Below are 19,693 nucleotides of genomic sequence, written 5' to 3'. Positions count from 1 at the left end.
AGTAAGAAGTGAGGAGTCTGGAATTTTCTCAAAAATCAGACAAAACTGTTTCTGTTGAAAAAATCCGCGATCCTTTCTTCTCCTTCTTACTCCTTGATTTTCCTCTCGAACCTGCTCTATGAAGAGCAAGCAAAAGAACACAACTATACATACATTGAATCATTACATCAAAACAGCAGAAAGACCATGACCCAGTTTTATAATGAATACTCCAAAGTATTAGTATCCGTCGATTGTATCATTTTCGGTTTCGACGGTAGCAACCTCCAGGTACTGATAGGCAAACGCAAGATGGACCCGGGAAGAGGCGAATGGTCACTCTATGGTGGTTTCGTTGGCGCAACAGAAAATCTCGAAGATGCAGCTAACAGAGTCATCCTGGAACTTACTGGAATGAAAAACCTCTATATAAGACAAGTAGGAGCTTTCGGCCGCATCGACCGTGACCCAGGTGAGCGAGTTATCTCTATCGCCTATTGCACTCTCATCAATGTGAAAGACTATGATGACAGCCTCCGTGTAGAACACGGATTGGAATGGGTTAGTCTGAACGAACTTCCAGAACTTTACTCAGACCACAAACTCATGATCCGCAACGCTATCGCACAGATACGCCGCCGCATCAATCATGAGCCATTAAGCTTCAAACTCCTCCCAGACCTCTTTACGCTGACACAGCTTCAGCATGTATTCGAGGCAGTAATAGGCGAAGAGATTGATAAGCGCAACTTCCGCAAACGCGTGAAGGATATCGACTTCATCGAGAAAACAGAACTCATCGATAAAGTCAACTCGAAACGAGGCGCCGCCCTCTACCGCTTCAACAAGAAAGCATACGAGGAAGACCCATCGTTCAACTTGAAATAGAATAAACAACTTAAAACAAAAGATATTATGTTAGAAGAATTAAAAGAAAAAGTGTTCAAGGCAAACCTTGATCTCGTTAAGCACAACCTCGTGCTCTTTACATGGGGTAATGTGAGTGGTATCGACCGCGAGAAAGGTCTGGTTGTCATCAAACCATCAGGCGTCGATTATGACACCATGAAGGCTAGCGATATGGTAGTGGTAGACTTGGAAACAGGTAAGGTAGTAGAAGGCGATCTGAATCCATCATCTGATACACCAACTCACCTGGTTCTCTACCGCGCATTCCCAGAGTTGGGTGGCGTAGTTCATACTCACTCTACTTATGCTACCGCTTGGGCACAGGCTGGCTTGGACATCCCTAACATTGGTACAACTCATGCTGATTACTTCCACGATTGCATCCCTTGCACTGATGCGATGACAGAGGATATGATGGCAGAATATGAGCACAACACAGGTGTTGTCATCGTTGACCGTTTCAAGAAAGATAACATCAACCCAGTTCATACTCCTGGCGTATTGGTTAAGAACCATGGTCCTTTTACATGGGGTAAGGATGCTGACCAGGCTGTTTATCACGCAGTAGTGGCTGAACAGGTAGCAAAAATGGCTTTCATCTCATTCTCTGTGAATCCAAACACCACCATGAACCCATTGCTCGTAGAGAAGCACTTCAACCGCAAGCACGGTCCTAACGCTTACTACGGACAGAAAAAGCACTAATTAAAGGGTGATTCAAATAAAGATATTAAATCACATTAACAATAACAATTAATACAACAAACAATCATGATTAAAGCATTTGAAAATTTAGAGGTATGGTTTGTAACTGGTGCACAGCTTCTTTACGGAGGCGAAACAGTTAAGATAGTTGATGGTCACTCAAAGGACATGGTAGATGGTCTGAACAACAGTGGCATCATCCCAATCAAGGTAGTTTACAAGGGCACAGCTAACTCTTCTGCTGAAGTAGAAGCTGTCATGAAGGCTGCCAACAACGATGAGAAGTGCGTAGGTATCATCACATGGATGCACACCTTCTCTCCAGCTAAGATGTGGATCAAGGGCTTGCAGGCTCTCGAGAAGCCTCTCCTCCACTTCCATACTCAGTACAATGCAGAACTCCCTTGGGATTCTATCGATATGGATTTCATGAACCTCAACCAGTCAGCCCACGGCGACATCGAGTTCGGTCACATCTGCACCCGTATGCGCATCCCTAGAAAGGTAGTTGTAGGTTACTGGAAGAGCGAAGAGGCTCAGAAGCAGATTGCAACATGGGCTCGCGTAGCTGCTGGTGTTGCTGATGCTCACAACGTACGCTGCTTGATGTTCGGTATGAACATGAACAACGTTGCCGTAACAGATGGCGACCGTGTAGAGTTCGAGCAGCGCTTGGGTTACCACGTAGATTACTACCCAGTATCTTCACTCATGGAGTACTACAAGAAGGTAACTGATGCTGAGGCTGATGCTCTCGTTGAGGAGTACAAGAAGGAGTACACCATCAAGATTGATGAGTCTGGCGAGGAAGTATATTGGGAGAAGGTGAAGAACGCAGCTAAGGCTGAGATTGCTCTCCGTCGCGTATTGAAGGATGAGAACGCAGTAGCATTCACAACCAACTTCGATGACCTCGGCGATGCTGACATCGACGATCCTAACTTCTGCGGTTTCGACCAGATTCCTGGTTTGGCTTCACAGCGCCTGATGGCAGAGGGTTATGGTTTCGGTGCAGAGGGTGACTGGAAGACAGCTTGCCTCTACCGCACACTCTGGGTAATGAACCAGGGCTTGGAGAAGGGTTGCTCATTCCTCGAGGACTACACACTCAACTTCGCTGCCGACCGCACATCTAGCCTCCAGAGCCACATGCTCGAGGTATGCCCATTGATTGCAACAGACAAGCCAAAGCTCGAGGTTCACTTCCTCGGCATCGGTATCCGCAAGCAGCAGACAGCTCGCCTCGTATTCACATCTAAGACAGGTAAGGGTGTTAAGGCAACTGTAGTTGACCTCGGCAACCGTTTCCGTCTCATCGCAAGTGAGGTAGAGTGCATCGAGCCAAAGGCAATGCCTAAGCTCCCTGTAGCTTCAGCTCTCTGGGTTCCACAGCCAACCTTCGAGATTGGTGCAGGTGCTTGGATCCTCGCTGGTGGTACTCACCACAGTGCATTCTCTTACGATATCACTGCTGAGTACTGGGAAGACTTCTGCGAGATTCTCGGTATTGAGTTCGTCAACATCGACAAGAACACAACTATCAGCAGCTTCAAGCAGCAGCTCCGCAACAACGAGATTTACTACATGCTCAACAAGGCGTTGAGATAATTTAAGTGAAGAGTGAAGAACGAAGAGTGAAGAATTCCATTGCTTTTCTCTTTGTTCCTTACATTAAAGAAAGAATCAATAATGAGCGCAAAAACTATTATAGAATCAGGTAAGGCCATTCTCGGTATCGAGTTTGGCTCTACCAGAATCAAGGCTGTCTTGATCGACACCGACAACAACCCTATCGCACAGGGTAGCTTTGAGTGGGAAAACCAGTTGGTTGATGGTCTCTGGACTTACAGCATCGACACAATCTGGAAAGGTTTGCAGGATTGTTATGCCGACCTCCGCAAGAACGTGAAGGCTGAGTACGACTGCGAAATCAAGCAGTTGGCTGCCATCGGTATTTCTGCGATGATGCACGGCTACATGGCTTTCGGTAAGGATGAGAACATTCTCGTTCCTTTCCGCACATGGCGTAACACCAATACAGCCAAGGCTGCAGCTGAACTTTCAGAGCTCTTCCACTTCAACATCCCATTGCGTTGGAGTATCTCTCACGTATATCAGGCTATCCTGAATGGTGAGGACCACATCAACAAGATTGACTTCCTTACCACTCTCGCCGGTTATATCCACTGGCAGCTCACAGGCAAGAAGGTTTTGGGCGTAGGTGATGCATCAGGTATGCTCCCTATCGACTCTAACACCAACAACTACGATGCAGAGATGGTAGCTAAGTTCGATAAACTCATCGAGCCTAAGAACCTGGGCTGGAAGATTCTCGACATTCTCCCTGAGGTACTGAACGCAGGCGAAGATGCTGGCGTATTGACCGAGGAAGGTGCAAAGAAGCTCGACCCATCAGGCACACTCCAGGCTGGTACTCCTCTCTGCCCTCCAGAGGGTGATGCAGGTACAGGTATGGTAGCTACCAACGCTGTTCGTCAGCGCACTGGTAACGTAAGTGCAGGTACTTCTTCTTTCTCTATGATTGTATTGGAGAAAGCCTTGAGCAAACCTTACGAAGTCATTGATATGGTGACTACTCCAGACGGCAGTCCTGTAGCAATGGTTCACTGCAACAACTGTACTTCCGACCTCAATGCATGGGTAGGTTTGTTCAAGCAGTATCAGGAGTTGCTCGGTGTTCCTGTAGATATGAACGAGGTATTCGGCAAGCTCTACAACCACGCTCTTGAAGGCGATGCTGATTGCGGTGGCTTGATTGCTTACAACTATATCTCTGGTGAGCCTGTAACAGGTCTTGCAGAAGGTCGCCCTATGTTCGTACGTTCTGCCAACGACCACTTCAACCTTGCCAACTTCATGCGTGCCAACCTCTATGCTTCAGTAGCTGTATTGAAGATTGGTAACGATGTATTGTTCAAGGACGAGAAGGTACAGGTAGATCGCATCACAGGTCATGGCGGTTTGTTCAAGACCAAGGGTGTAGGTCAGCGCATCCTCGCTGCAGCCATTAACTCCCCTATCTCTGTCATGGAGACAGCAGGCGAAGGTGGTGCATGGGGTATCGCCCTGCTCGCAGGTTATCTCGTTAACAACGAAGAGAAGTTGAGCCTGGCAGATTATCTCGACAAGAAGGTATTTGCAGGCAATACTGGTGTAGAGATTGCACCTACTGCCGAAGATGTAGCCGGTTTTGATAAATATATTGAAACCTACAAGGCTGGTCTTGCTATCGAAAAGGCAGCAGTTGAGAACAAAAAGTAAATAAACGATAAATACGTTTGTGGGGATTCTACCTCCACAAACGTATTATACTTAAAATCGACAACAATTAATAAGAACAATGATGAAGAAACTTTTCGCTACCACATTGCTTTCAACAGCAGTTGCATTCTCAGCTCAAGCTCAGGATGTAACAGGAACAATCCATGCCAACCAGGGAACACAGAAAATCAATAAAGAGATTTATGGCCAGTTTGCCGAGCATCTCGGAAGTTGTATCTATGGTGGTCTTTGGGTAGGTCCTGATTCTAAGATTCCTAACACTCAGGGTTACCGCAACGACGTGCTCCAAGCCCTCAAGGACCTGAAAGTGCCTGTATTAAGATGGCCTGGAGGATGCTTCGCTGACGAGTATCACTGGATGGATGGTATCGGTCCACGTGAGAAGCGACCAAAGATGCAGAACAACAACTGGGGTGGAACCATAGAGGACAACTCTTTCGGTACACACGAGTTTCTGAATCTCTGCGAGATGTTGGGTTGCGAGCCTTACATCAGCGGTAACGTAGGTTCCGGCACTGTTGAGGAATTGGCAAAGTGGGTGGAATATATGACCAGCGATGGAGATACTCCTATGGCAAAACTCCGCCGACAGAACGGCCGCGACAAGGCTTGGAAGGTAAAATACCTCGGTGTTGGTAACGAAAGTTGGGGCTGCGGTGGCAACATGCGTCCTGAGTATTATTCAGATCTCTTCCGCCGCTACTCTGTTTATTGCCGCAACTATGACGGGAACCAGCTCTATAAGATTGCATCTGGAGCGAGCGATTACGATTATAACTGGACTAAGGTATTGATGGACCGTATCGGCAACCGTGCCAACGCCATCTCTCTACATTATTATACAGTAACAGGCTGGACAGGCAGCAAGGGTTCTGCCACCAAGTTCAACAATGAGGATTACTACTGGACCATGGGCAAGGCGCTCGGCATAGAAGATGTCATCAAGAAGCACGAGGCTATCATGGACAAGGCTGATCCAAAGAAGCAGGTAGCCCTCCTCGTTGACGAATGGGGAACCTGGTGGGATGAGGAGCCTGGCACTATCAAGGGCCACCTCTATCAACAGAACTGTATGCGCGATGCCTTCGTTGCTGCACTCTCGCTGAATGTATTCCACCGCCATACAGAGCGTGTGAAGATGACCAATATCGCACAGATTGTCAACGTACTCCAGTCAATGATCCTGACAGATACAAAGGGAACAGGTCACATGGTTCTGACTCCAACCTATCATGTATTCAACATGTACAAGGACTTCCAGGAGGCAACCTATCTCCCAATGGATGTAAAGTGCGACTCTATGGATGTTCGCGGCGATGATCACGCAAAAGATGGAAGAAAGATTCCATTGGTATCTACTTCAGCAGCCAAGAAGGCAGATGGAACCATTGTGGTTGCTCTTGCTAATGTCAGTCTTGACAAGGCTCAGCAGGTAGAGTTTAATCTGGATGGTGCAGCTGCTCCAAAAGCTGTAACAGGACAGATTCTTTCCTGCAACAAGGTGAGCGATTACAACGACTTCGCACACCCGGATGTAGTGAAGCCTGCAGTTTTTAAGGATGCAAAAGTAAAGAAAAACACCCTTAAAGTAAAAATTCCTGCAAAATCTATCGTAGTTTTGAAAATAAAATAGTATCTTTGAAGGCGAAAAAGGAAGTATCCTTCTTTTGAGTAGCCTTCAGAGCTAGAAAAACAAGAATATTTCAGCAGAAATAACAACAATAATAAATATAAAATTATGAACGACATTAAAGTAATGAATCATGCAGCTGATAACATCCGTATCTTGGCTGCTTCAATGGTAGAAAAGGCAAATTCCGGTCACCCAGGTGGTGCTATGGGTGGTTCTGACTTCATCAACGTGCTCTTCTCTGAGTACCTGGTTTATGATCCAGCAGATCCAACATGGACAGGTCGTGACCGTTTCTTCCTCGACCCTGGTCACATGAGCCCAATGCTCTATGCTGGTTTGGCTATGCGCGGTTTCTTCTCAATGGAAGACCTCAAGCAGTTCCGCCAGTGGGGTTCTGTAACTCCTGGTCACCCAGAGCTCGACCTTCAGCGTGGTATCGAGAACTCATCTGGTCCTCTCGGTCAGGGTCATGCCCTCGCAGCTGGTGCAGCTGTTGCAGAGAAGTTCCTCGAGGCTCGTCTGGGTTCAACCATGATGCAGCACAAGATTTACGCATACATCTCTGATGGTGCTGTAGAGGAAGAGATTTCTCAGGGTGTTGGTCGTATCGCCGGTAACCTCGGTCTGAACAACCTCATCATGTTCTACGATTCTAACGACATCCAGCTCTCTACAGAGTGTGGCGTTGTAATGAACGAGGATACAGAGATGAAGTACAAGGCTTGGGGCTGGAACGTCATCAAGATCAACGGTAACGACGTAGCTCAGATTCGTGAGGCGCTCGATGCTGCCCAGAAGGAGCAGGATCGCCCTACCCTCATCATCGGTAAGACCGTAATGGGTAAGGGTGCTCTCCGCGCAGACGGCACAAGCTACGAGGCTTGCATCAATACTCACGGTGCTCCTCTCGGTGGCGACGCTTACGTTAATACCATCAAGCACCTCGGTGGTGATCCTGAGAATCCATTCGTTATCTTCGACGATGTAAAGGAAATCTACGCTAAGCGTGCTGAGGAGTTGAAGAAGATCGTAGCTGAGCGCAAGGCTGCAGAGGCTGAGTGGCGCAAGGCTAACCCAGAGAAGGCTGCCCAGATGGATGAGTGGTTCAGCGGCAAGGCTCCTAAGGTAGACTGGAGCAAGGTTGAGCAGAAGGCTGGTTCAGCTACTCGTGCAGCTTCAGCTGCTTGTCTCGGTGTTTTGGCAGAGCAGGTTCCTAACATGATCTGTGCTTCTGCTGACCTTTCTAACTCTGATAAGACAGATGGTTTCTTGAAGAAGACCAAGAGCATCGTTCGCGGTGACTTCTCTGGTGCTTTCTTCCAGGCTGGTGTTGCAGAGTTGACTATGGCTGATATGTGTATCGGTATGATGCTCCACGGTGGTGTGGTTGCAGCAATGGGTACATTCTTCGTATTCTCTGATTATATGAAGCCAGCTGTTCGTCTCGCTGCCCTGATGCAGGTTCCAGTTAAGTTCATCTGGACTCACGATGCATTCCGCGTTGGTGAGGACGGACCTACTCACGAGCCAGTTGAGCAGGAGGCACAGATCCGCTTGATGGAGAAGTTGAAGAACCACGCAGGCAAGGACAGCGTTCGCGTATTCCGTCCAGCTGATGCTGACGAGACTACAGTTTGCTGGAAGCTCGCTATGGAGAATGTAGAGACTCCTACAGCTTTGATCTTCTCTCGCCAGGGCATTGCCAAGTTGCCAGAGGGAACAGACTATGAGCAGGCAGCCAAGGGTGCTTACATCGTAGCAGGCAGCGACGAGAATCCAGACGTTATCTTGGTAGCTAGCGGTTCTGAGGTTTCTACATTGGAGGCTGGTTGCGAGGCTTTGCGTGCCGACGGCATCAAGGTTCGCGTGGTAAGTGCTCCATCAGAGGGCTTGTTCCGTGGTCAGAGCAAGGAGTATCAGGAGAGCGTATTGCCAAAGAACGCTAAGATCTTCGGTATGACTGCCGGTCTTCCTGTAACACTTCAGGGTCTCGTAGGCGCTAATGGTAAGGTTTGGGGTATGGAGAGCTTCGGTTTCTCAGCTCCTTACAAGGTACTTGATGAGAAGCTCGGTTACACAGGCGAGAACGTTTACAAGCAGGTAAAGGCTTTCTTGGCAGAGGCTTAATTAGCATAAACTAAACAGGAGTTGGAAGCTGGAGTTGGAGATTTTGCCGGATGGCAGATTTCCATTTCCGGCATCCGACTCCTTTCACTCTTTTAACATTAACCTTGTGAAGGATAAGGGTTTACCCCGTTTTCTTCACTTAAAAACTTAAGTATTATGGAAGTAAAGACAGTTGGTATTGCATGCGATCACGCAGGTTTTCCATTGAAGCAATTTGTATTGGAATATTTGGAAAAGAAGGGTTATCCTGTAAAGGATTATGGTACATACAGCGATGCGAGTGTAGACTATCCTGACTTCGGTCATGCTCTTGCTAAAGGCATTGAGAGCGGCGAAGTATATCCAGGTATCGGCATTTGCGGCAGCGGCGAAGGTATCGCCATGACATTGAATAAACATCAGAGTGTACGTGCCGGATTGGCATGGTGCAAGGAGATTGCTCATTTGGTTCGTCAGCACAACGATGCCAACGTATTGGTACTTCCAGGTCGTTTCGTAGACAACAAGACCGCCGAGGCTATTCTCGACGAGTTCTTTGCCACAACATTCGAGGGTGGCCGTCACGAGCGTCGCGTCAAGAAGATTCCTGTTCAGCAGTAAAGTTCTGAATGGATAAAAAAGAATTAAGGCTGAGTCATCGCATGATGGCTCAGCCTATTTTTATGGAATACGGACACACCAAGAAGATTTTTACGACACATGAACAACTTCAATAAATGCACACAAGCGTAAGATACAATCGCAGAATACGGAAGAAGTTGCCGGAAAAGACAGAAGAAGTTGTCGGAAAAGATAGTATAGGTTATCGGAGAAGTTAACTCCGTAGGCCGCACAACAGCTGTTGTGCGCTTGCATAACAGCTGATATGCGCTCGCACAACACCTGTTGTGCATGCGTAGACCAGCTGATGGGCGCATACAGCAAACCAACATTCCTCGCTGATGTATTTATCAATTATTTTGCCACAAAAAACACAGTCCTATTTGTTATTTTACCGGAACAACCCTATCTCAAAGAAACAAAAAAAAGGGATGCCACACCAGGTGACATCCCCCTATGAGAATCAAATACTTATTTGAAGCTTAAACTTTACTTGCTCTCAGCCTCAGCCTGCTTGGTCTCTGCTGCGTTAGGACCATAGTAGCCATAGTAAGCCTGGTAACGGGTGTAACCCCAGTTAGCCTGAGCCTTCTCTGGATCGAGCTGCTTAGCCTTGTCGAGAACCTTGATAGCCTCCTGGTAAACAACCTTGCGACCGTTAGGATCCTGCAAGTTACCAGCCTTGCTGTTGTAGCAAGCACCCAGATAAGTAAGAACAACTACGTTATCCTCCTTTGCAGCAAGAGCCTGCTTCAAACACTTGATAGCGTTGTCTGCATCGTTCTTCTGGATATACATCATACCCTTGTTGGCAAGAGCTACAAAGTTGTTAGGGTTCTTTGCAATAGCTGCGTCTAAAAGTTCAGTCTGCTCCTTCTCCATCTTCAATGAAGAGTACATAGAGTTCAAACCATCGAGAACAACATCATTGGTCTCGTCCTTTGCAAAGATATCCTTGAGCTTGTTAACATAGGCAAGAGAATCCTCGTGAGTCTTCAAGCCGTCCTTCATCACATAGAGCTTGAGGTTGAGGGCATCCTTAGCCTCCTTCTCACTCTTCATGGCGATGTCGCAATACTTCTCGCAACGGGCTGCATCCTTAGCCTGGTATGCATAACGGGCTGCAAAGAGAGCAACCTGACCGATATACTCCTTCTCGCTATCCTTCTGCTTCTGGTCTACAGAAGCGAAGAGAGGCTCATTGTCTGTATCGAGGAATGTACCCCAATACTTCAATACCTCATCAGCCTTACTGTTCTGAGCTGCAGTCTGACCCGCATTAACGAGCTGAACACGAGCACCCCATACACGGCTAGCGTTGTTGTTAAACTTAGGAGCAACCTTACCCTTAGCGTTAGGAAGCTGGTCGTACTTGTAGCACTCAATAGCATTAATCAATGCATTGTAAGCGCCCTCAGACATAGCAGCCTCGTCAACCGGGTCGTTCTTCTTCATGATCTGATTGGTCTGCTGGATGCTCTGCTGGTCGTTGAACTGCTTCATAGCGAGATCAACGAGCTTGTTGTAAGCCTTGGCCTTCTCTGCATCGTTAGCCATCTGACCCAAATTCTGCTTAACCAAAGCCTCAGCCTCGGCATAAGACTTAGCCTTCATGACAGCCTTGAGAGCGTCACTGTCGCCTGCGAATGCTGATGTGGCACCTAGTACCATCATTGCAGCTACTAAAAACTTTTTCATTTTTCTTAATGAGTTTAAAAGTTGTTGTTATTTATTTTTTACGCGTCTTTTCTTTTATTCGAAATCTACGTTGCCCGAATCGGTATCCTCAGCTTCTGATGCTTCGTCAGCGAGATGAGCCTCAGCCTCAGCAGCCTCTTCAGCAGTCTTGGCACCTACGGTATCATTCTCTATCTCCTCGCTCTTCTTAGCCCAGGCAGAACGGCTCTCCTCTTCTACAGAAGCCTCGAGCTCAGAACTCATCACCTTGCATACGCTGGCAATGACATCATTCTTCTTGGTAAGATTGATGAGGCGAACACCCTGAGTAGCACGGCCCATGACACGGCAATCAGCTACGGCAAGACGAATCACGATACCACTTTGGTTAATAATCATGAGGTCGTTATCATCGGTTACGTTCTTGATAGCTACCAGTCGACCGGTCTTGTCGGTAATACTCAGTGTCTTCACACCCTTACCGCCACGCTTGGTAACGCGGTAATCGAGTACGTCAGAACGCTTACCATAACCCTGCTCGCTCACTACCATCACGGTTTCCTTCTCAGGATCGTTGACAACAATCATACCTACTACGGCATCATCACCCTCATCGAGGCGCATACCACGAACACCGGTAGATGTACGGCCCATTGTACGAATCTCGTTCTCATCGAAACGGACAGCACGACCATTGCGGTTGGCAATAATCAGTTCGTTATGACCATTTGTCAGACGAACATCTACCACCTCATCGCCCTCTACGATGTTGATAGCAATCACACCGTTGGCACGTGGACGGGAATATGCCTCCAGACAGGTCTTCTTCACCGTACCATTCTTGGTAGCGAAGACTACATAATGGTTGTTGATGAACTCAGCATCATTCAAGCCCTTCAAGCGGAGGAATGCATTCACCTGGTCATCGCTCTCGATGTTGAGGAGGTTCTGGATAGCACGACCCTTGGAATTGCGGTCGCCCTCAGGAATCTCGTAGCACTTCAACCAGTAGCAGCGGCCCTTCTTGGTGAAGAACAACATGGTCTGGTGCATGGTAGCAGGATAGATATACTCGGTGAAGTCCTTATCACGGGTACGGGCTCCCTTAGCACCTACTCCACCACGAGCCTGCTCACGGAACTCTGACAATGGGGTGCGCTTGATATATCCGAGATGACTCACGGTGATAACCACTGGGTCGTTTGGATAGAAGTCTTCTGGATTGAACTCATGGTCATCAGGCTTAATCATGGTACGACGTGCGTCACCATACTTCTCCTTCACCTCGTTGAGTTCATCCTTCATTACCTTCTTGCAGAGCTCAGGATCGTTCAGAATCTGGTTCAAGTAGTCGATGGTCTTCATCAACTCGTTGAATTCATTGTGCAACTGCTCCAGACGCAAGCCTGTCAACTGGCTGAGGCGCATATCCACGATGGCCTTACTCTGAAGTTCATCGAGTTCGAAGCGCTTCTCCAAGTTGCGCTGGGCATCAGATGGAGTCTTGCTGGCTCTGATAATATGTACCACCTCGTCGATGTTGTCGCAGGCAATGATCAAGCCCTCGAGAATATGAGCACGCTCCTGAGCCTTCTTCAGTTCGAACTGGGTGCGGCGGATCGTAACATCATGACGATGCTCTACGAAATACTTCACACACTCCTTCAAGCTCAAAAGACGTGGACGGCCATTAACAAGAGCGATGCAATTCACTGAGAATGAACTCTGAAGAGCTGTCAGCTTAAAGAGTTTGTTCAGAAGGACATTAGCATTGGCATCACGCTTCACATCAACAACGATACGCATACCCTGACGGCCAGACTCATCGTTTACGTTAGCGATGCCATCTACTCTGCCTTCCTTGGCAAGGTCAGCAATAGCCATCACGAGCTGCTCCTTGTTAACACCATAAGGAATCTCGGTGATAACAATCTTATCATGGTTTTCACCACTTTCAATCTCGGCAGTGGCACGAACCACGATTCTGCCTCGACCCGTTTCGTATGCATCCTTCACTCCCTGAATACCATAGATGGTAGCACCGGTTGGGAAGTCAGGAGCAGGGATATACTGCATCAATCCATCGGTGTCGATGTCAGGATTATCGATATATGCACAGCAACCGTCAATTACCTCACCCAGGTTATGGGTAGGCATATTGGTAGCCATACCAACTGCAATACCGTTACCACCATTTACCAGAAGATTAGGAATCTTGGTAGGCATCACGGTAGGTTCCTGCAGGGTATCATCGAAGTTGTTGGTCATATCAACCGTTTCCTTGTCAAGGTCATCCATGATATGCTCACCCATCTTGGAGAGTCGGCACTCTGTATAACGCATGGCAGCAGGAGAGTCACCGTCAACAGAACCGAAGTTACCCTGTCCGTCAATCAAGGTATAACGCATGTTCCACTCCTGTCCCATACGCACCAGAGCGCCGTAAACAGAAAAGTCGCCGTGAGGGTGATACTTACCGAGCACCTCACCTACAACACGCGCACATTTCTTATAAGGTTTGTCACTGGTGTTTCCAATGCCGAGCATACCGTAAAGAATACGGCGGTGCACAGGCTTGAAACCATCGCGTACATCAGGGAGGGCACGAGCCACGATAACTGACATCGAATAATCGATGTAGCTCGACTTCATCTCCTCCTCAATGTTGATCTTCATGATTCTATCATGATCCATTGTCTGATTTTCGTCCATTTCTTATATTAATGTATTATTGTTTATTCGTTACTTTCAAAACGCCTGTTTTCCATCCGGAAATCGCGTTTAAGGGCATTTCCTTGCGTTCTAAGCCGTTTTACCCTTTTGAAATTCCCGACAAAGATACAAAAAAAAATGATACTAAAACGCTTTAGAGGCGAAAAATCGCATTATTTTAGCATTATTTGTATTTTAACAATGCAAAAAAGTTGGCATATCATTTGCTATTATTGAAAATAATGTGTACTTTTGCACTGAGATATTTAAAAATATAAGCAAATATGATAAATCCGTTTTCACATATACAGGACATACTGAACAGAAGTAGCAAAGAAGCAGCACGCACCTTGGGAAGAGAAATCAGCGTGGAGCATCTGATGCTGAGTCTGATCAGCCAGAACGACAGCGATGTCAACAAGCTCCTGAAGGGCGCAGACATCAGTCCGATGGCTTTCAGCGGAGTCCTTAACAGCAAACTGGAAAAGCGTGTGGAAGAAACTCCTGCCGATAACGTGAAGGAGAACAGCCACATCCCATTCAGCCAGATAACAGACAGCATTATCAGAGACTCTATCCGCGAGGCAAACAACTACGAGCACTCCAAGATTGTAGAGCCAAGACATCTGCTGCTTGCCATCTTGAGAAATGACAAGAACCCTGTAGCCAACTGGCTGAGTCAACTGGGCTTAAGCTACGACCGTGCCATCGAAATGCTCTATCCCACTGATAAGGATGATGAGCAGAAGACAGAAGAGCCGAAGGATTTCAAAATAGAACCCCAAACACCAGATTCAGAAACCCCTGATGCTGACAGGCAGGAGGAAGCAGAGAGCCTGGAGATGGCTGGTGGAATAGAAGCAGAAGATGACTACAACGAGCAGAACGACATGATGGAAACTGACGAAGAGCCATTCGATATGGAAAAGGACCAGAACCCGATGAGACTGTCTACCCGTTCAAATGGAACTCCGCGCAAAAAGAGCAGCACCCCTACCATCGACAAATTCAGTTTCGACCTGACCAAGGCTGCAGCCGATGGAAAGCTGGACCCTGTCGTGGGCAGAGAGAAGGAGATTCAGCGCGTGCTCGAGATTCTGGGTCGCAGAAAGAAGAACAACCCAGTATTAATAGGTGAACCGGGCGTAGGAAAGAGTGCCATCGTAGAAGGACTGGCACAACTCATCAACAACCAGGAAACATCGCCTATGTTCTTCAACAAGCGTCTGGTAAGTCTCGACCTGACTGCTATCGTTGCAGGAACAAAATTCCGCGGACAGTTTGAAGAGCGCATCAAGAATGTCATCAAGGAACTGGAGGAACATCCGGAGATCATCATCTTCATAGATGAGATTCACACCATGATAGGCGCCGGTTCCGGCGAAGGAAGCATGGATGCCGCCAACATTCTGAAACCAGCCCTGGCAAGAGGTATCATCCAGTGTATCGGTGCCACCACGCTCGATGAGTATCGCAAGAGCATTGAGAAGGACGGAGCCTTGGAGCGCCGTTTCCAGAAGGTTATCGTTGAACCAACTACATGCGAAGAGACCCTGCTGATACTGCACAATATCAAGGAACATTACGAGAAGCATCACTGTGTGAGATATACAGACGAGGCTCTCGACACATGTGTCAAACTGACAGAGCGCTATATCACCGACCGCCACTTCCCAGACAAGGCTATCGACGTGATAGATGAAGCCGGCTCGCGCGTACATATTAATAATGCAAGTGTTCCTGCTCCATATATCAAGCTGGAAAAAGAACTGAAAAAGATAATCAGCAAGAAGCAGCAGGCTGTAGCCAACCAGAACTTCGAGATGGCAGCCTCATGCAGAGATGCCCAGACCAAGATCGAGAAAGAGATTGAGGACATGAAGGCGCAATGGCAGCAGGGAGAGATTGGCGAATATGTTGAGGTGACAGCCGAAGATATTGCCAACGTTATCAGCATGATGACCGGCGTACCGGCCCAACGCATGGCAGAGGGTGAAAGCAAACGTCTGAAAGATCTGGAACACAACCTGAAGCACAAGGTGATTGCTCAGGATAATGCCATCAACAAGATGGTAAAGACCATTCTGAGGAACCGTGTAGGCTTGCGCGACCCTAACCATCCTATTGGCGTATTCATGTTCCTGGGTCCTACAGGTGTAGGTAAGACCTATCTTGCCCAGAAACTTGCCGAGGAAATGTTCGGTTCGAAAGATTCACTCATCAGAATAGACATGAGCGAATTCTCCGAGAGTTTCAACACCTCACGGCTGGTAGGTGCGCCTCCAGGATACGTAGGCTATAACGAAGGTGGACAGCTGACCGAAAAGGTACGCCGCAAACCATACAGCATCGTATTGCTCGACGAAATAGAGAAAGCCAACAGCAAGGTATTCAACCTGCTCTTACAGGTACTCGACGAAGGCAGACTTACCGATGGCAACGGCCGACTCATCGACTTCCGCAACACCATCATCATCATGACCTCTAACGCAGGAACCCGCCAGCTGAAAGATTTCGGCAGAGGCGTCGGCTTTACTTCTGCAGGTATAAAAGGCGGATTGGCGATGGATGAGAAAGACAAGGAGTATGCCCGCAGCATCGTCCAGAAGAGTCTGAGCAAGCAGTTTGCTCCAGAGTTTCTGAACCGTCTCGATGACATCATCACCTTCGACCAGTTGGATCTCAATGCCATCAAGCGCATCATCGACCTCGACCTGGAAGGACTGGTCAAGAGAATAGAAGAACTGGGATTCCATTTCCAGATTACCGAAAAGGCAAAGGAGATGGTAGCCAAGAAGGGATACGATGTGCAGTTTGGTGCCCGCCCACTCCGCCGCGCCATCCAGACCTACATCGAAGATTCCGTTTGCGAGATGTTACTCGATGGCACAATGAAGCCAGGCGACACCATCTCGGTAGGCAAAAATTCGAAAAAAGAAGAATTGACATTCAAGAAACTATAATCAGAAGAGGGACTATCCACTGGCGATAGTCCCTCTTTTGTTATGAACCCGGTATAGCAACCAACGAACTTTAGTTAATAAGAGTTAACCACAAGAAAAGTTTAGGCAATAATTTCTTATTTCAAAAAATATTCATTACCTTTGCATCTGCTTTAGGGCAAAAAGCCATGATGGCTCAGTTGGTAGAGCAACGCATTCGTAATGCGTGGGTCGCGGGTTCGAGTCCCGCTCGTGGCTCTTTCTTGTGAAAGGAGTTAGTATTTTCCTTCGCGAGATTAGCACATCGGTAGTGCACGGGCTTCCCAAGCCTGTGAGGCGGGTTCGACTCCCGTATCTCGCTCAGAACATCAGTAACCCAGGGTTGACCCCTGGGTTTCTTGTTTTATTAACATCTTTTCAATCTTCAACAACAACAAAATAACTCATTTCGAGTTATTATATAAATTAAACTAAGATAAAAAAATAATAATGAAGAAACATATCATACTTGTACTGGCGCTCGTCCTGTCTTCAGGGCCTCTTTTCGCACAGAGTTCACACATGACCGATGATCAGGTCATGAGCTTTGTGGTGAAAGAACATGAGCGTGGCACAGCCAATTCGCAGATTGTTACCAAACTGATGCAGAAGGGCGTAGACATCTCCCAGATTCGACGTGTACGCAATAAGTATCAGAAGATGTCGCAGCAGAACGAGCTCTACAGCACAACCGCTGCAGGAAATGCAGGCAACAAGAGAATGAGGACCAACAATGGTAAGCAAAGAGAAGATTACCAGGACAAGGACAATGAGAAGCAGGCTTCAACCTATAGCAACTATCGCATCCAGAGCAAGCAGAACGACAGCTACTATTCATCTTATGATGAGAGTAATCCTGACTATGCTAACTTCAGCAAGGAGATGAATGCACTGGTTCCAGATACAGCTACCATGGTTAAACAGATGCAGGCTGAACTCGGCATCAAGCGAAACAAGGTATTCGGCCGCGACATCTTTAATAACAAGGATCTCAGTTTCGAGCCAAATATGAACATCGCCACCCCACAGAACTATCGTCTGGGACCTGGCGATGCGGTTATCATCGATATCTATGGTGCCTCACAGAAAACCATAGAGAGTACCGTTTCGCCAGATGGTGAGGTAACCATCGAGGGTTATGGACCAGTCAGCGTTTCAGGCTTGACCGTAGCTCAGGCTAATGCCCGCCTACGCAATACCGTGGGCAGCAGATACCGTTCAAGCCGAATCAAACTCACCGTAGGACAGACCAAGACCATCATGGTAAACGTAATGGGCGAGGTTAAGATTCCGGGCACCTATACCCTCTCAGCCTTCGCCACCGTATTCCATGCCCTCTACATGGCAGGCGGAACCAACGATCTGGGTACATTGCGAAACATCAAGGTATACAGACACAATAAGCTGGTAACGGTTGTTGACATCTACGACTACATTCTGAACGGCAAGCTGACGGGTAATGTCCGTCTTGCCGACAACGATGTTATCGTAGTAGGTCCATACGATTGTCTCGTAACCATCGCCGGAAAGGTTAAGCGCCCGATGATTTACGAAATGAAGAAGAACGAGAGTGTCAATTCCCTTCTGAAGTATTCCGGTGGTTTTACAGGCGATGCCTACAAGAAATCAGTAAGACTGAACCGCAAGACAGGCAGAGAACATGCCGTATATAATGTTGGGGAGTTCGACTTCTCAAGTTTCCGCATCGATGACGGCGACTCAATCAGCGTAGACAGCATCCTGCCACGCTACGCCAATACCGTAGAGGTGAAAGGAGCCGTATTCCGTCCGGGCATGTACAATCTCGGCGAAGAAATCAACAGCGTACGCACCCTGGTAGAGCATGCCGAAGGATTGACAGAGGAGGCATTCACTAACCGTGCCGTAATGCACCGCATGAAGTCAGACCGCTCGCTCGAAGTAATAAGTGTAGACATCGCCGGCATCATGAACGGCAAGACTCCAGATATCCCATTGAAGGAGAACGATGTCCTCTTCATTCCTACCCGACAGGAAAAGATTGTTGAGCGCACCCTCACCATCCGTGGCGAAGTGCAGTATCCTGGAGTTTACCAATATGCCGACAATGAGACACTCGAAGACTTCGTTCTTCAGGCAGGCGGCTTAACCGACAAGGCTTCAACCGTTAATGTAATGGTAAGCCGTAGAGTAATGGATGCCAAGGCTTTACATCCAGACAGCGTTATCGCCAAGACCTACACCCTATCTCTTAAAGACGGCTTCGTTATCGACGGCACCCCTGGCTTCAAGCTGATGCCATTTGATGAAGTAATGATTCGTCAGAGTCCGGCGTATGTAGAGCAGCAGAACGTATCAATTACCGGTGAAGTGATGTTTGCCGGTCTCTATACATTAGACCATCGCAACGCCCGCCTGAGTGAACTTTTCAAGAAGGCAGGTGGAGCTACCGACCAGGCATATCTCAAGGGAGCCCGCATCATCCGCAAAGCCAACGAACAAGAGAAGCAGCGCATGGAGGCAGTATTGAAGATGCAGCGCGAAGAGATACAGAAAAATCTTCTGCAACTAGCCTCCAGCAGCAACAATGCCAGTGCACTCACCCAGACCTCTAAGGATGTAGAGCGTACCAACATAGAGAAGTTCAATGTACCTAGCGAATATCCTGTAGGTATCGATCTTCCTGAAGCATTAGCGAACCCAGGCAGTGATGCCGACATCATCTTGCGCGAGGGTGACCGTCTGGTCATTCCTCAGTACAATGGTACGGTAAAGATCAACGGTGCTGTAATGTTTGCCAATACGGTAGCCTACGAAAAGGGCAAGAAGCCAAGCTACTACATCGACCAGGCAGGTGGTTTTGCCTCAGATGCATTAAAGAGCAAGGCATACATCATCTATATGAATGGTAAGGTAGCCAAACTCTCTCATGGTGCCAAAGTGCAACCAGGCAGTGAGATTGTCATCCCAGCCAAGCTGAAGCGCAAGATGAGTACCGCCGAAATGATGAGTATGGGAAGCAGCATGAGCAGCATCGCCGCCATGATTGCTACGATTGCTAATATGAGTAAGTAAGAATAATCAAGCA

The 19,693-nt window shown here is 47.7% G+C and carries 11 protein-coding genes and 2 tRNA genes; 11 read left to right on the top strand and 2 right to left on the bottom strand.

Annotated elements, in window-relative coordinates; translation table 11 throughout:
• Positions 1–186: 186 nt before the first annotated feature.
• The 7 genes from NNC77_RS02190 (at position 187) to NNC77_RS02160 (ending at position 9,256) form a co-directional block, all read left to right on the top strand.
• Positions 187–867 carry an NUDIX hydrolase gene (locus NNC77_RS02190; RefSeq protein ID WP_040552774.1) on the top strand — a complete coding sequence of 227 codons (681 nt, stop codon included), beginning with the start codon at positions 187–189 and terminating at the stop codon, positions 865–867.
• A 27-nt stretch (positions 868–894) separates the two neighbouring features.
• The gene (locus NNC77_RS02185; RefSeq protein ID WP_006846778.1) at positions 895–1,593 is read left to right on the top strand and encodes an L-ribulose-5-phosphate 4-epimerase; all 699 of its coding nucleotides are present in this window, start codon (positions 895–897) and stop codon (positions 1,591–1,593) included.
• 66 nt (positions 1,594–1,659) lie between these two features.
• Positions 1,660–3,201 carry an L-arabinose isomerase gene (gene araA / locus NNC77_RS02180; protein ID WP_117693122.1) on the top strand — a complete coding sequence of 514 codons (1,542 nt, stop codon included), beginning with the start codon at positions 1,660–1,662 and terminating at the stop codon, positions 3,199–3,201.
• An 81-nt stretch (positions 3,202–3,282) separates the two neighbouring features.
• The gene (locus NNC77_RS02175; protein ID WP_119237337.1) at positions 3,283–4,875 is read left to right on the top strand and encodes a xylulokinase; all 1,593 of its coding nucleotides are present in this window, start codon (positions 3,283–3,285) and stop codon (positions 4,873–4,875) included.
• A 79-nt stretch (positions 4,876–4,954) separates the two neighbouring features.
• Complete coding sequence (locus tag NNC77_RS02170; RefSeq protein ID WP_118200311.1) at positions 4,955–6,529, top strand: alpha-N-arabinofuranosidase; 1,575 nt, start codon at positions 4,955–4,957, stop codon at positions 6,527–6,529.
• 105 nt (positions 6,530–6,634) lie between these two features.
• Positions 6,635–8,656: a transketolase family protein gene (locus NNC77_RS02165; RefSeq protein ID WP_254969728.1), complete on the top strand. Its 2,022-nt coding sequence runs from the start codon at positions 6,635–6,637 to the stop codon at positions 8,654–8,656.
• Between the two features lie 156 nt (positions 8,657–8,812).
• Positions 8,813–9,256, top strand: a complete 444-nt coding sequence (locus NNC77_RS02160) for an RpiB/LacA/LacB family sugar-phosphate isomerase (RefSeq protein WP_022122120.1) — start codon at positions 8,813–8,815, stop codon at positions 9,254–9,256.
• A 489-nt stretch (positions 9,257–9,745) separates the two neighbouring features.
• On the opposite strand, the gene NNC77_RS02155 is transcribed toward NNC77_RS02160, so the two are convergent.
• Together NNC77_RS02155 and gyrA are read right to left on the bottom strand one after the other, a co-directional pair.
• The gene (locus NNC77_RS02155) at positions 9,746–10,954 is read right to left on the bottom strand and encodes a hypothetical protein (RefSeq protein ID WP_119237334.1); all 1,209 of its coding nucleotides are present in this window, start codon (positions 10,952–10,954) and stop codon (positions 9,746–9,748) included.
• 54 nt (positions 10,955–11,008) lie between these two features.
• Positions 11,009–13,645: a DNA gyrase subunit A gene (gyrA, locus tag NNC77_RS02150; RefSeq protein ID WP_254969729.1), complete on the bottom strand. Its 2,637-nt coding sequence runs from the start codon at positions 13,643–13,645 to the stop codon at positions 11,009–11,011.
• Between the two features lie 284 nt (positions 13,646–13,929).
• Here gyrA and NNC77_RS02145 point away from each other — a divergent pair, with 284 nt between their 5' ends.
• From NNC77_RS02145 to NNC77_RS02130, 4 genes are all read left to right on the top strand, one after another.
• Positions 13,930–16,608, top strand: a complete 2,679-nt coding sequence (locus NNC77_RS02145; RefSeq protein ID WP_254969730.1) for an ATP-dependent Clp protease ATP-binding subunit — start codon at positions 13,930–13,932, stop codon at positions 16,606–16,608.
• A 164-nt stretch (positions 16,609–16,772) separates the two neighbouring features.
• Positions 16,773–16,845 (top strand) — tRNA-Thr (locus NNC77_RS02140).
• Between the two features lie 32 nt (positions 16,846–16,877).
• A tRNA-Gly gene (locus NNC77_RS02135) sits at positions 16,878–16,948 on the top strand.
• Between the two features lie 128 nt (positions 16,949–17,076).
• Entirely contained in the window at positions 17,077–19,680 is a 2,604-nt protein-coding gene (locus NNC77_RS02130; protein WP_254969731.1) for an SLBB domain-containing protein, read from the top strand.
• Positions 19,681–19,693: the final 13 nt, after the last annotated feature.

The sequence above is a fragment of the Segatella copri genome, from assembly GCF_024330485.1.
GTDB classification, from domain to species: Bacteria; Bacteroidota; Bacteroidia; order Bacteroidales; family Bacteroidaceae; genus Prevotella; species Prevotella copri_L.
The sequence above is the reverse complement of the archived record's forward strand: the minus strand, read 5'-3'. Positions and strand labels throughout refer to the sequence as shown.

Coding starts and splice junctions, on each gene's coding strand:
- NNC77_RS02190 (WP_040552774.1), top strand. CDS start 187: ATGACCCAGTTTTATAATGAATACTCCAAAGTATTAGTATCCGTCGAT.
- NNC77_RS02185 (WP_006846778.1), top strand. CDS start 895: ATGTTAGAAGAATTAAAAGAAAAAGTGTTCAAGGCAAACCTTGATCTC.
- araA (WP_117693122.1), top strand. CDS start 1,660: ATGATTAAAGCATTTGAAAATTTAGAGGTATGGTTTGTAACTGGTGCA.
- NNC77_RS02175 (WP_119237337.1), top strand. CDS start 3,283: ATGAGCGCAAAAACTATTATAGAATCAGGTAAGGCCATTCTCGGTATC.
- NNC77_RS02170 (WP_118200311.1), top strand. CDS start 4,955: ATGATGAAGAAACTTTTCGCTACCACATTGCTTTCAACAGCAGTTGCA.
- NNC77_RS02165 (WP_254969728.1), top strand. CDS start 6,635: ATGAACGACATTAAAGTAATGAATCATGCAGCTGATAACATCCGTATC.
- NNC77_RS02160 (WP_022122120.1), top strand. CDS start 8,813: ATGGAAGTAAAGACAGTTGGTATTGCATGCGATCACGCAGGTTTTCCA.
- NNC77_RS02155 (WP_119237334.1), bottom strand. CDS start 10,954: ATGAAAAAGTTTTTAGTAGCTGCAATGATGGTACTAGGTGCCACATCA.
- gyrA (WP_254969729.1), bottom strand. CDS start 13,645: ATGGACGAAAATCAGACAATGGATCATGATAGAATCATGAAGATCAAC.
- NNC77_RS02145 (WP_254969730.1), top strand. CDS start 13,930: ATGATAAATCCGTTTTCACATATACAGGACATACTGAACAGAAGTAGC.
- NNC77_RS02130 (WP_254969731.1), top strand. CDS start 17,077: ATGAAGAAACATATCATACTTGTACTGGCGCTCGTCCTGTCTTCAGGG.